The 12,287-nt window shown below is 54.3% G+C and carries 17 protein-coding genes; 5 read left to right on the top strand and 12 right to left on the bottom strand.

Features of this window, described 5'->3' with window-relative positions; all coding sequences use genetic code 11:
• Nucleotides 1–63 precede the first annotated feature (63 nt).
• From AC4ANK_RS29735 to AC4ANK_RS29725, 3 genes are all read right to left on the bottom strand, one after another.
• Nucleotides 64–1,644, bottom strand: coding sequence for an ABC transporter substrate-binding protein (locus AC4ANK_RS29735; protein ID WP_057415932.1), 1,581 nt, complete (start codon nt 1,642–1,644; stop codon nt 64–66).
• 119 nt (nt 1,645–1,763) lie between these two features.
• Nucleotides 1,764–2,303, bottom strand: coding sequence for a D-alanyl-D-alanine dipeptidase (gene ddpX / locus AC4ANK_RS29730; protein WP_004642348.1), 540 nt, complete (start codon nt 2,301–2,303; stop codon nt 1,764–1,766).
• Nucleotides 2,304–2,340: 37 nt separating this feature from the next.
• Nucleotides 2,341–3,201, bottom strand: coding sequence for a MurR/RpiR family transcriptional regulator (locus AC4ANK_RS29725; RefSeq protein ID WP_004668209.1), 861 nt, complete (start codon nt 3,199–3,201; stop codon nt 2,341–2,343).
• A 346-nt stretch (nt 3,202–3,547) separates the two neighbouring features.
• Between AC4ANK_RS29725 and AC4ANK_RS29720 the strand changes: the two genes are divergently transcribed.
• Both AC4ANK_RS29720 and AC4ANK_RS29715 read left to right on the top strand, forming a co-directional pair.
• Nucleotides 3,548–3,802, top strand: coding sequence for a FitA-like ribbon-helix-helix domain-containing protein (locus AC4ANK_RS29720; protein WP_002556039.1), 255 nt, complete (start codon nt 3,548–3,550; stop codon nt 3,800–3,802).
• Nucleotides 3,799–4,215, top strand: a complete 417-nt coding sequence (locus AC4ANK_RS29715; protein ID WP_460385316.1) for a type II toxin-antitoxin system VapC family toxin — start codon at nt 3,799–3,801, stop codon at nt 4,213–4,215. The genes AC4ANK_RS29720 and AC4ANK_RS29715 overlap by 4 nt, the downstream gene beginning before the upstream one ends.
• A 261-nt stretch (nt 4,216–4,476) precedes the next feature.
• Here AC4ANK_RS29715 and traI read toward each other — a convergent pair whose 3' ends face one another.
• Complete coding sequence (gene traI, locus AC4ANK_RS29710; protein WP_460385315.1) at nt 4,477–6,432, bottom strand: TraI/MobA(P) family conjugative relaxase; 1,956 nt, start codon at nt 6,430–6,432, stop codon at nt 4,477–4,479.
• A gap of 10 nt (nt 6,433–6,442) precedes the next feature.
• Entirely contained in the window at nt 6,443–6,772 is a 330-nt protein-coding gene (gene mobA, locus AC4ANK_RS29705; protein ID WP_060403683.1) for a plasmid mobilization protein MobA, read from the bottom strand.
• Nucleotides 6,773–7,031: 259 nt separating this feature from the next.
• Here mobA and AC4ANK_RS29700 point away from each other — a divergent pair, with 259 nt between their 5' ends.
• Both AC4ANK_RS29700 and AC4ANK_RS29695 read left to right on the top strand, forming a co-directional pair.
• Nucleotides 7,032–7,376 carry a hypothetical protein gene (locus AC4ANK_RS29700; protein ID WP_005622131.1) on the top strand — a complete coding sequence of 115 codons (345 nt, stop codon included), beginning with the start codon at nt 7,032–7,034 and terminating at the stop codon, nt 7,374–7,376.
• 297 nt (nt 7,377–7,673) lie between these two features.
• Nucleotides 7,674–7,952 (top strand): mobilization protein, encoded by a 279-nt coding sequence (locus AC4ANK_RS29695; protein WP_460385314.1) that lies wholly within the window; start codon nt 7,674–7,676, stop codon nt 7,950–7,952.
• Between the two features lie 66 nt (nt 7,953–8,018).
• On the opposite strand, the gene AC4ANK_RS29690 is transcribed toward AC4ANK_RS29695, so the two are convergent.
• From AC4ANK_RS29690 to AC4ANK_RS29665, 6 genes are all read right to left on the bottom strand, one after another.
• Nucleotides 8,019–8,219, bottom strand: coding sequence for a hypothetical protein (locus tag AC4ANK_RS29690; RefSeq protein ID WP_004666908.1), 201 nt, complete (start codon nt 8,217–8,219; stop codon nt 8,019–8,021).
• A gap of 67 nt (nt 8,220–8,286) precedes the next feature.
• A complete protein-coding gene (locus AC4ANK_RS29685; RefSeq protein ID WP_460385313.1) occupies nt 8,287–9,123 on the bottom strand; it encodes a DUF932 domain-containing protein in 837 nt (278 codons plus the stop codon).
• Nucleotides 9,124–9,169: 46 nt separating this feature from the next.
• Nucleotides 9,170–9,547: a hypothetical protein gene (locus AC4ANK_RS29680; RefSeq protein ID WP_007247501.1), complete on the bottom strand. Its 378-nt coding sequence runs from the start codon at nt 9,545–9,547 to the stop codon at nt 9,170–9,172.
• Between the two features lie 459 nt (nt 9,548–10,006).
• Nucleotides 10,007–10,423 carry a TrfB-related DNA-binding protein gene (locus AC4ANK_RS29675; protein WP_460385312.1) on the bottom strand — a complete coding sequence of 139 codons (417 nt, stop codon included), beginning with the start codon at nt 10,421–10,423 and terminating at the stop codon, nt 10,007–10,009.
• Nucleotides 10,424–10,490: 67 nt separating this feature from the next.
• Nucleotides 10,491–10,778 (bottom strand): helix-turn-helix domain-containing protein, encoded by a 288-nt coding sequence (locus AC4ANK_RS29670; protein WP_002556002.1) that lies wholly within the window; start codon nt 10,776–10,778, stop codon nt 10,491–10,493.
• Entirely contained in the window at nt 10,778–11,116 is a 339-nt protein-coding gene (locus AC4ANK_RS29665; RefSeq protein WP_011106968.1) for a type II toxin-antitoxin system RelE/ParE family toxin, read from the bottom strand. Before AC4ANK_RS29665 ends, AC4ANK_RS29670 begins: the two co-directional genes overlap by 1 nt.
• Nucleotides 11,117–11,322: 206 nt before the next feature.
• On the opposite strand from AC4ANK_RS29665, the gene AC4ANK_RS29660 reads away from it, so the two are divergent.
• The gene (locus tag AC4ANK_RS29660) at nt 11,323–11,943 is read left to right on the top strand and encodes a recombinase family protein (RefSeq protein WP_460385311.1); all 621 of its coding nucleotides are present in this window, start codon (nt 11,323–11,325) and stop codon (nt 11,941–11,943) included.
• A 111-nt stretch (nt 11,944–12,054) separates the two neighbouring features.
• On the opposite strand, the gene AC4ANK_RS29655 is transcribed toward AC4ANK_RS29660, so the two are convergent.
• Nucleotides 12,055–12,285 (bottom strand): carbon storage regulator, encoded by a 231-nt coding sequence (locus AC4ANK_RS29655; protein ID WP_019332195.1) that lies wholly within the window; start codon nt 12,283–12,285, stop codon nt 12,055–12,057.
• Nucleotides 12,286–12,287 lie beyond the last annotated feature (2 nt).

The following is a 12,287-nucleotide window of genomic DNA, read 5'->3' as shown; positions in this document are numbered from 1 at the left end:
ATCACAAGCCGCTCTAGCCTCCGCGAATCCCGGAGGGGTTCAGGACTAGCGTGAGGAACGGGTCTACTTGGTAATGCTTCCCAAGTTGAATACCTGTTCGAGCATAGGGTTGAACACGTACCCCTTGACTGAATCACGCATCGGCACGGTGTAGTTCTTCTGATAGAGGTAGGCATACACACTATCCTTGAGCACCATTTTTTGGGCAGCCTGGTAAAGCTCGACGCGCTTCTCTGTGTCGCTGGTGGCCGCCGCTTCGTGGATCAGCGTGTCAACTTCCGGGTTGCTGTAAAAAGAGCGGTTGCCCTGAAGGCCCTGCATCTTGGAGTCAAACCAGAAGTTCATGAACATGTACGGATCAGCAAAGTCCGGACTCCAAGTTCCCGCCGCAATGTCATAGTCAGCCTGGCCCACGCGCTCACGCAGAGTAGCGTTGGCAAGTTTTTCCAACTTGAGATTGATGCCTAGTGGTGCCAGTGCCGCCTGCAGAGTAAGTCCGATCGGCTCCCAATTAGGGTCCTTGTCAGAATACATGTAGCTGAGGGTAGTGATTTTCTGTGGTGCTTTGGCGAGGCTGTCCTTGGCTGCTGCGATGTTCTGGTTCATTGCCGGCAGCGAGCTGTCGTAAGCCCACATACCTTGCGGGATCGGCCCGTTCATAAGCTTGGCCTTGTCCTTCAGGATGCCTTTGACAATACCGTGGTAGTCCACAGCTTCCGTGATCGCGCGCCGTGCATCAACGCTGGTAAGCGGCCCCTTCTTATTGTTCAGGTAGAGGTAAGTCACCCGCAGTGACGGGAACTCCTTGACGACCACTCCTGGTTTGCGGCCGAGTGCAGCGAGCTGGTCCTCGGGCATGTCTTCGACGATGTCCAGATCGCCGCGTTCTAACTGCAAGCGGCGGACGGAAGGCTCGCCTATGATTTTGATGACCACAGCTTTAAGACTAGGTTTTGGGCCGGCGTAATTGGTGTTCGGCTCCATGGTCAGCGACTGCCCTTTCTGCCAGGTGCTCAAGCGGAAGGGGCCAGAGCCGGCGGTGTGGTTTGAGAGCCAGGCATTTACATCCGAACTCTTATGAATCACATCAGGGTTGATGATCGAAGCACCGTTGTGGGCCAGGGTAAACAGAAACGGCGCGAAGGGCTTTTTCAGGGTGAAACGAATGGTCTGCGGATCGATGACCGTAACCACCATGTCCTCTGGAAACGCACCGGATGGCCCTTGCTTGAGAGTCATCAAACGATCAAAGGAAAACTTCACGGCGGCGGCATCAACTATGGCACCGTCATCGAATTTGTTGCCAGGTTTTATCTTAAACTCCCAAACGAGGTTATCAGGCGAGACAGTCCAGCTCTCCGCCAGATCACCCTCCACGTCAGTACTGCTTTTGCCGCTCTCAACCTTGTAACCGACCAACCGTTGATATGATGGGTAGGTAATGGTCCAGTCATTGTTATCAAAGGTCACGGCTGGGTCGAGAGTCTGCGGATCAGTTGGTTTGCCAATGACCAGAGTGTCTTGAGGTACAGACGCCGTTGAGGCGTCCCAGGCGCCTAGACTCAAGGCGCTGCAAAAAACGGTCAGCAGCAATTTGCTGGTGCCAGAGGCGGATTTTCTGGTAACACTGCTCAATGAGTTCATCCATGTTTCCTTGATCATTCAATGTATAGAGCGCTATCACCTAGCGAGTGGTTATATCCTTTTTACAGCCCCCCCCCCCCGTCTCTAGTACTGATGTAATCTCCGTCTAAAAACGCGACTTATTCGTCATCAAGCAAGGGGTAATCGTCGGCATTTGGTAGCTCGTAATGCCACCACTCAGTAGCAATTGCCTGGAAACCAGCGGCGAGCATGATTCCCAACAGCATCAGACGATGGCGTTGCACATCTACTGGCAAGTCGGCGTAAAAATGGTGTGACTTCTCTTCCATCGTGTCAAAAGCAGTACCCATGTCCAGCGGCTCCCCCTCAGTGCCTATAAGGGTCAAATCTAGCGCCACTCCGCGGCTATGGTGGGAGCCAGATTGTGGGTCGCGCACATAGTCTTTATTGGGTAGTGCGCTCCACAATATTTGCTGGGCATAGGGCGGCCGATAAGCGTCATAGATGCGCAGGATGAAACCGGCCTGACGGGCGAGCCGACTTGCCTTGATCAAACTTTTGCCTGCATCACGGTGTAACCGGCAATGCGCTCTCCGATAGATCGCTCTGCCCGTCAGGTTGGCAGCACCAGCGTATATCAGGTCGATTTGGACCTGATAATGTTGGGCATCAATCTCTACAAGGGGACTGTTGTTCACGCATACACTCAAGATGGGAGTCGATGGTGTCATAGCATTAGTCTTCGAACTGACCGAAAGCTTTTTGCAGTTGACGGTTCCTGGCCGAGCGCTCATCGAGGCGATCACCGTATTTCTCCGCGACGGCGGATACGATGAGATTCAAAAGGCAAGCCAGTGGTGCTGTGGAGTCCCAAAACTGCCCCACATCGGTTTTCAGTTGAAGCAGGTCAAGCGGATAATCCCTGGCCCAGGGGCATTGCAGATCTGTGATCAGCGCCAGTGGCAGGTTGTTGTCTACCGCCACTTTGCAGAAGGTGCGGGTCATTCTCGAATAGGCCCGGCAATCCGAAATAATCGCATAGGGATTTTCGAACCCGGAGTTTAGGGATTCCGCGTATGTCCCAGACAGGCCATCGACGTAATAGACCTTGGGCCGGATGTATTCCAGGTGGCTATGAAACGTTGTGAGAGTCCCGCGAGTGGACTGAATTCCGACGATGAATACCGCATCAGCTTCATGGATGCGCTTCACGATATCGGTAAAGGTAGTGCTGCGGGCTAGCCCGTAAGCATGACGGAGAGCTTCAATCTCGCGATTCAAAGAACGGTCAAGTGCGTCGGCCTTAATGCTTTCGGCACGAAAGGCGCTGACACGGTCAGTTATGAGCCATGACGCCGACGGTTCACCGCTCAGACTCTTTTTAACATCATCGATGTTCCGGTAACCCAAGGATCGAAAAAAACGACCAACAGAAACACCACTGGTGGAGGTCTGCTTCGCAATGCTATCGGCGGACTCAAACGGAAGTCGCTCCGGGTTACCCAACAGGTAGCTAGCAATCCGCTTACCAGTGGGGCTCATCCGAGAGGTGTTTTGCTCCAACAGTTGTAGAAAGCTATTCTTTTCAGTGGCCATGACTTAATCCTTTATGTGACCCGTTAAATCCATTTCATAAAAACAAACACGTCATCAATCTAACATTGGCTTTCGCGAAGATGCAAGCTTGGCTGTCAAATTCGATTCAGCCGCTTACAAAGCATGACAACATGCATGCCATAAGCGGCGGCGTGCGATTCAGGTGAAGCCCCCCTCTCAAGACACGTTCGTACATTTTCAAATGTAGGTCCTGGCCATTTCGGATGGCTCGCCTCAACCAACGAACGGCCTTGGAGGCTGTTTTCCGAAATCGCGAGGCTTCTTGCGAAAATGCATTCAAAGACATAAAATGACTTCATTGAATGCAATTTCATAAGGTGATGTTATGGCAATGCTGACAGTACGGAACTTGCCCGACGATGTACACCGCGCGCTGCGAGTGCGGGCCGCCCAACACGGGCACAGCACCGAGGCCGAAGTCCGCGAGATTCTGGCGATCGCAGTCAAGCCGGAGACGCGCGTTCGCCTAGGTGAAGCCTTGGCGGCATTGGGTCGCAAGATCGGCCTGACGAACGAAGATTTCGAGGTCTTCAACCAAGTGCGAGACAAGACGCCGGCCGAGCCGCTGAGGTTTGAATGATCGTCCTCGATACCAACGTCGTTTCCGAGGCGATGAAGCCCGAGTCCCACTTTGCCGTGCGGGCCTGGCTGAACGATCAAGCCGCCGAAACGCTATACCTGTCCAACGTGACGCTGGCTGAGCTGCTGTTTGGCATCGGGGCGCTCCCGGCCGGCAAGCGCAAGGACATGCTGGCGCAGGCCCTTGACGGTCTAATGGGACTGTTCAGGGATCGGGTGCTGCCATTCGATATCGATGCAGCACGGCGCTATGCCGATCTGGCCGTGACGGCAAAAACCTGCGGGCGAGGATTCCCGACACCTGACGGCTATATCGCAGCGATTGCGGCTTCGCGAGGTTTCATCGTGGCGTCACGCGACACTGCACCCTATGAGGCGGTCGGTGTATCCGTCATTAATCCGTGGGAAGTGTGAGGGATCAATAAAAGATTAAGGGCTTACTCGAAAGCTTTGGCATCGCGTTGTGCGGTTTGGCCACGTCAATCTTGGTAGCGCTCGCCAACGTCGTTGTCGCCCGCATGACGGGCTTTGACTTCTTCTCCATATGGGGGCCTTGCACACCAGCTTCGCCGCCGCATCAGGGTACTACTTAGGCTCACTCAACTTCCACTAAAGGGCCACGGCGATCCTACTGATACAAATGCTGATTATCGCGATCCTGGTCAATGTTTCGCCTCAACCAACGAACGGCCTTGGAGGCTGGTAACCATCATCGGGGGCGTCATCCACCGGGTCATGCCGAGCTGGGGAATGCGTTCTCACCTCCGGTTCGTCGTAGCCGTAATACTGACGGTGATCCTTCTCGATCACGTCATAGCGCGCCATCTGCTCTGGATCGGTCACCTGGAACACATACTGACTTCCGCGATGGTTGACGCCACATCCCGCATCAAGCACCTGGTCTACGAACTGGTCATCACCAATGATCCTCACAGCGTCACCGCTTTTCGTGGATACCAGGTTGGCGGCCAGCCGATAATTGTCCAACTCATCGTCGTCATTGAACCCCGGTTTTACGTGGACGAAATCGCCACAGTCTATCACACCCGCCCTGCCATCGCGCAGATATTCGACAGTGCCGTCACGATGCAAATGTGACGTGTAAGAGCGCAGGTGATAGACAGCAGAATCATCTGCCTGGCCGCACTGGATAAGACGATCAAACCCACCGTTCGGAGTGCGCTCCTTCCGCTTTTCTCGATACACAAATCCACGCAGTTGACTGACAGCCGCAACGTCTCCTCTAAGAGCTTGCTGCTCGACCCAGGGACGGTATGCAAGCGGACGAAGCAAGCCCTTTTCGGCAAGCGCTTGCCGCTCGTCACGAAGCTCGATGCGCAACTCAGCCATGGCTTTCATCCGGTCGAACTCGGCAACTCGATACAGCAACTTGCGAAGCAAAGGATCGTGCTGAGAGCGTTTTACGTCCGCCTTCATTGCCTGGTACCGAGCAGCCACTTGCTGGTATCGATCCTTGACATGAAGATCAGGTTTTTCCCATCCCTCACGATAGCGTTTGTAGCGCATTTTTAAGTCCAGCCGAGCCTCAGCTCTCGCCTGCCGGCGATCGAAACGCACGTCTTTATCTCGGAGTTCAAATGCAGGCTGGTAAGTGGAAAAAATACCATAGCTCCATTCTTCATGTTCGAAGGTGGGAGGTCCTTCAAACGCACCTATGTGGGCTTCCAATCGAAACTTGGTCAGCGTCGGATGAACCGAAGAAGCCTTGACCACAGGACCCTCTGGGCGCAGGAAATCATAGATCACCAATCCTTCGCCTTGCTCCCTCAATCCCAAGCCGCGTTCATGCAGGGCCAGATGGATTTGACGCCAGGTAATCTCTCGCGATTCGATAAGCTCAGATATTTTTTCGCGCACCTCACGCACGGCGTAATGATAGAGACTCTCGGTGTTTGAATAGACCTGCAATGGCACAGTCCCTTGCGGAGCACTGCCATACCGAAAAGGAGCACGGACCAATTGGTCGTTGACACCCCACTGCCAACTCCCATTGTCCTGAATGAATCCGTATTTGCGTTCGAGGACTCGGCAGCTTTTCTGCAACGTGTCAGCATCATTCCACAAGGCGGCGGCTTTGTAGGTAATGGGATTGACTCGGTTCACCGCCACATGACAGTGCGTATTGTCTGTGTCTTGGTGAATAGCGGTGACGTACTGATGCCCTTCCATGCCCAGCTGACGAATGCAGTGTTCGGCGCATTCGAAGATCTGCGCATCTGTGGGCAGTTCGTTCTCACGCCACGACAAGATGAAGTGATAGACCGGGTCTTGGCAGCGACGACTCTGGGCGGCAACCATGTTCATTTCCGCCGCCGATGTCTCCCAGGAGAAGCAGTTTGTTTCGCAAGAAATGCCCCCACTGATCAAGCGCTGACGGCCATCGGGGAACACGTCGGTGATCACGACGGCACGGTCGTCTCCATCATTTCGATCCGCATAATCGACAAGCCGATCGAACATCGCTTTCTTGGTGCGCGAAGCATTCTGGCGAGGCGCAGCGCTGACTAGATCATCATCTTTGGGCTTGTCCTCACGGTCGCTGATGTAGCTCACCAGCCGGTTAAAGCTGGAGCCCTTATCGCCGCGTTTCGGGGGGATGATGACGTTCATGGCTGATTGACTACTTGATGCGAGTCTGGGACAGATCGATGGCATTGACGGCATTTCGGATGGCGACCAACACGTCAGAGAATTGCTTGCTCAGATCAGTTGTCATGCTGTCCTGCATCTGGTTGAACAGATGCTTTTGCAAGCCACCGAGCTGTAGCAACGAGGCCATTAGCCTCTTGTCAGTCGGTGTCTTGATTTTGCGATTCAGCGCAGCACGACGCATCAGATCTGAAACAGATATCTCAGCAGCCAGCGCTTTTTCGCGAATCAAGGCTGCATCCTCTTCAGTGCAACGAATTTCGATCCTCACCGTTGCTTGACGCGCTGTGCTTTTCGACATGCTCTGACTCAACCTTAACTAACTGAATGACGCTGTCGGGGTGTCGGGGCGGAGCCCTGATCCGGGTTTTGTCGGATGGACCGCGCGCGGGCCGTCCGTACAAAACATTTCCGGTCAATATCTTAAACCGTCTTTACACCTTTTAAATACCATATTACCCTAAAGCGGGCAAGAGCGCTGCGGGGGTGGTTGGGCCTCGAAATTCGAGCAGGCTCTCCAGCCCTTTGAAAAGCTCAGGACACGTAAGGGGCTGATTTTCATGGCAAAGACAAGGCTGTACACCCAGCATGATCTGGCTGCGGCCCGTGAGTTTCTGGACGGCCTCCCCTCGCTGAAGGTGGACAAGTTCCAGCGCTTTGGGCCTGAAGCATCAGTCAGCGAAAAACTGTACGCGGCCCTGCACGATGAAGACTTTACCCTCACGGATATTTTGCACTTCCTGGAAAAGCATGGATTCAGCTCGACGGTAGACAAACTGCGCACGATGCGTAGAGTGATGTTCACGCTTGACATTGATCAGCCTGAATCCCGTGACCCATCACGGTGTATTGATATCAGCAGAATGCGGGTGCACACGTGGATAAAAAGAAAAAAATCACGCTAGATCAGGTAGAGGTCGCCAGGCAAGCTCTTGCGGCTTTGCCAGACCTCAGTCAGGACAGAATGTCGAAAGGTCAATTTCTGAGCGCGCTTGCGGATAGATTTCACACGTTGTCTCAAGAAAAGGGATACTCACTGCTGGCCATACAAGAAGCCCTCAGAACAATAGGTGTGAGAACATCCCCTGCACGTATTGCGTTGCTGGTAACTGAATATGCCAGACGATCAAAGAAACGAGAGCACAGCTCAAAGCACTAACGTAACGTAGAGTAATCCATCAGTACATCAGGATACCCAGCCTATGGCCAAGCAGAAAACATTCACCCAACAAGACCTAGAAGCCGCCCGTCAAAAACTGGCCAATCTGCCAGACCTGAGCAAGGACAAAATGAGCCAGGCCGAAGTGCTACAGTCACTCAAAGAACAAATCGTTGAGCTGTGTTCGGCCAAGGGTTACTCCGTCTCGGAGGTTAAACAGGCTCTCGCTGATGTTGGTCTGAACGTGAGTGTTCGGGAAATTACCGACCTGACCACTAAGCGCAAACGTGCGGCACCTCGGGCTAAGCCTCAGGTTGCCTGAGCGCTCAAAGCCATCCAACAAAAAAGCCCCACATCGAGGGGCTTTTTTGTTCCAAGGCAACCGTCTTCAATCCGTGTAAAGATAATCAGCAAGATCGATTTTTTCCGATTGACCATCCATACCGGTGACAACAAAGGTACACGCGCTGTCTGGTTCGCCGTCAGCGATACGTGCCTGGAAGAAACGCTGTGCGACGTCAAGGGCGGCTTCTTTATGTGCGCCTACTGATTCTGTGTAGATGGTCCAGGTGACTACGTAGCCGTTCATTATCTTCATCCTTACGTTGATGTGGACTTGTCAGAGTTGGGCGCCGCCAACGCCCAGTTAGGTTGAATTAAGCGGCTTTTCTGTGCTCACCCATAGCCTGCGCAAGTACCCACAAGGCCCGGTTCAGTTTCACGTCCTGATCAATCCCATTGACCGCTCGCGTGGTCGTGCGTCGGCCTTGCTTGTTACGCCCGGTCAAACCGCCTTTGATGGTGTTTTCCTGGACTCGATTGAAGGTGGTCCAAAGGTCGCTGCTACGGTCCTCCCGACGGCGTGGCATGAGCAACTGGGACGGGGTAACAGGCGCAGGTCCTTCTGCAGGATCGTAGCGATACGCCAGGGCAGCCAATGCAAAGGCCTCTTGCTCGTCCTGGTCTAATTGTTGATGCTTCATGTCAGCGGTTATGTGGTCGATCTGTTCGAAATGCTTCAACACTTCGAAGGCGCCTTCGATCACGTCATTTACCACATCACCACGGCCGCTATGGCGTACTTTCTGGTCAGCGGCAACGTCTCCCAGTACCAGTCCATTTGCACACACGAAACGGAATTTTCCTCCAATCATCTGATAGCTGCTGCTGCCATCGTGGCTGTTGAGGAGGATGATTTCGTTGGCTTCCTGGTCCAGGATCTGGCTCGCATGGCGCAGGCGCAGCATATGCTTGGTGTGCTCACGTTTGCCCTGATCACGCACGCGTGTCTGACAGGCCATGAATGGTTCAAATCCTTCGGCGCGCAGCGCATCAAGTACCTGCACGCTCGGGATATACAGATAACGTGCCGACCTGCTGTCGTGCGCTTCTTCGGCGAAGATGGAAGGCACATAGTGGGCGATCTGATCGTTGCTCAGTGCGACGTCACTGCGGATCATGCATGGGTTACGGAAGTTGCTGGACATACGCATATTTTTTCTCCTGGTGTAGCGCCCGGCCTGACGGGCGTAAGCGGGGTTAAGCGGCGAAAAGGTCGCCCTGGCGGTCGGCGTAGCTGCACCAGCGGGCAAACGATTCATTGCCGCACCAGGTCTGAATTTTTTCCACGAAACCTTCACGACGCGCTGTGGTGATTAGCTCGGCGATCACCTCGGCCGAGTCACCCATTTCAAAGCAGTTGTCGAACTGGCGTTCGCCCAGGCCTTCGAAACCGTTGTCCCAAAGTTCATACCGGACTACGGCGTCTACCAGGTCATGCTTGAACGTCAGCACCAGGAACTCGACGCGGGCATTGAACTTGTGTACCTGGCGACTCAGTTTCAGCAGCTTTTTGCAGATCTCGACCTGACCGCTTGTGAAGCGCTTCATCAGCTGTTGCTTTGCTTGTCTGTTCATTTCGTCTCACCTCTGTGCTGGCTTAGCTGAGTGCCTTTCGCCGATGCGCTTAGGTCGATCGGGCGCATAGGTGCGTGACAAGGGCGCGATGCGAGGCCGCAGCTAAGGGAGCGAAGCGAGTCTGAACGGGGGAGTGTCGCGGGCGCAGCCGAACCCTTGTCAGGTGCCGCGCTCGATCTACCGTCAAGCGCACGGCGAAAGGTGCGCAGCAAAGCCTGCAGGTGATACGGGAAGTACAGGCAGCGACGGCAAGCGGAGCGCGCAGGCCGAGAGGCCGGAGGCGTTAGAGCCGGCTTGCCGGCGAGGATTGAAGCCCGAAGGGGCGAGACGGGCCGGCTTCATGGCCTGGCTCGATGCGCAGCACGAAAGCCCGGCCCTGAGCGCAGCGAAGGGAACGCACGTCAGAGGTTGTCAACGATCGAGCTGCGCCGAGGCCCAAACAGCCAGGGCACTCCTCTCCTATTGCGATCGAGCAGATCTGAGTGATTGAGCCAAAGCCAGAACGTCACCAGCTGCTGCAGGAGGAAGCCAGGCTTCAACCTTGACCCAATCAGCAGGCAAATCCTCCAGGCGCGCCCGAATGCGTGCCATAAGCCTGTGAACCACCTGCCGGGTCAATCCAGTCTCCAAGGCTGCTTCGGACACGCTGGCACCCATGACCAGGACGAGCCTGGCAGCACTTATCGAGCGATCGGAGAACGCCCGACGTCGATTCTGGCCCGCAAGCACGGCCATGACCCGCTCAAATTCGTCCCCGGCCATCAGGGCGCAGGGTGAAACAGGACTGATCATCCTGATCAACTGGGCAATCTGGGCGTTGCTGTAGTTCTGAGTGATCTTCGTTGCAAGACCAGGCAGGTCAGGATCGACAATCATAGGGGCAGATCAGGCTGAAAGAAGTCAAAACTACAGGAATCGCAACCACATGTAACCTATATCAAGCTCAAGCTGCAGTTTTGACACTGACTTCAACGTGCATGCCGCCCTGGGCGAGCATGTTGATCAATCGATCCACGCTGAACAGGTCGATCTTTCCGCGCTGGAGTTCTGAAATGCGGGGTTGCGTTACGTTGAACAGCTGCGCAGCGTCAGCCTGCGAGAGCTGACGCACCTCGATAAAGTCTCGGATAGCCGACATTAGGCTGCTGCGAATACGCATGTTCTCTGCTTCGGCTGGTGAGTCCTCCAGGGCGTCCCAGACGCTGCTGAAGGCTTGATTTGATTCAGTCATTAGTTCAACTCCTTAGTCAGTTCTTTCATCCGCTTGGCGGCGAGGTCAAGGTCATGCTTGCTCGTTTTTTGCGTCTTCTTTTGGAAGCAGTGCAGGACATAAACCGCCGTCGAGAATTTCGCAATGTAGATCACACGGAAGGCGCCGTGGGCGTCCCTGATCCGTATCTCCTGTACCCCTGGACCAACGGTCGTCATGGGCTTCCAATCGTCAGGCTCATTGCCCACCTGCACCCTATCCAGCTGAAAGCCGGCCTCACGGCGGGCAGAGATTGGGAACGCTCTCAGGTCGTTTAGAGCTGAGCCCATAAAGATGATTTGTTTGAGGACTTTGTTCATGGACTAATTATACGTGATTACGTATATCTAGTCTCTTTTATTTTACCTGAATTTTTGTCACCACATGGTGCTACTTATGATCGTCAACATAGGGTCTACCCCAAGTGACACGAAAATCAGCCCAACAGATTTCAGCTTTGCGCACTTAACGTACACCCAATTTGATACAATGATTTGACTACACCCAAAATGAGACAGATCTACCGATGTTCATTCGTGCATACCTTCGAGCATCGACCGATGACCAGGACGCAAGTCGAGCGCGCGATTATTTGGAAACGTTTGTCTCCGGCTACGGCAAGGCCATCGCATCGTGCTACATGGAAAATGCCAGTGGCAGCCATGCCGACCGCCCGGAATTAATTCGACTACTCAAAGATGCTCGCCGAGGTGACGTGCTGCTGGTGGAAAGCATCGATCGGCTGTCGCGGATGGATGACCAGGCTTGGCGATCCCTCAAAACAGCAATCGATAACCGAGGCATACGGATCGTCTCTGTGGATCTGCCTACCAGTCATCAAGGCATGACGGCCCAGTCGGGGGACGAGTTCACCGACCGCATGCTGGCGGCCATCAACTACATGATGATCGATATGATGGCCGCGATCGCCAGGAAGGACTATCAACAAAGAAGACTGCGCCAGGCACAAGGGATTGAGAAGGCAAAAGCTTCAGGCGTCTACAAAGGCAGACCCGTAGACGCAGAGCTGCGTAACCGAGTGGGTGAGCTGCTGGCTGCGGGTCTCGGGATCCGAGCAGTAGCGAGGCACGCTGCGTGTTCAACTACGACCGTCATGAAGGTCCGCGCCGAGCTTGCGCAACGTTAGGCGGTTAAGGGCACTGGCCTACTCAGCGTCACGAAGCACCCAGCCCGCTTTTGAAAAAGGCCACCGGTTCAGGACGAGGCTATCATGGGGGTCATAAGGGCGGTTGGGTGATCATTCAAACCTAGTGACCAACGAGCGCCACCGGCGCTTATGAGTAATAACAGGACCAGGCTTGCCATCGGTCACTTCGTTCTCAACGTTTCTGCTCTGGGCTTCGACGGCGTCTGGGGCTTCAATCTGGATACGTACATCCCCAGTGTCCTCTGAAACGCTTAGAACTTGGATCTGAATTCCATCCCCAATCATAATATTTTCACCTTCGCGGCGAGTCAGAAGGAGCATAT

This window comes from Pseudomonas sp. Pmew2 (genome assembly GCF_058129885.1).
Note: the sequence above shows the minus strand (reverse complement) of the source record. Positions and strands in the feature narration are given on the sequence as shown.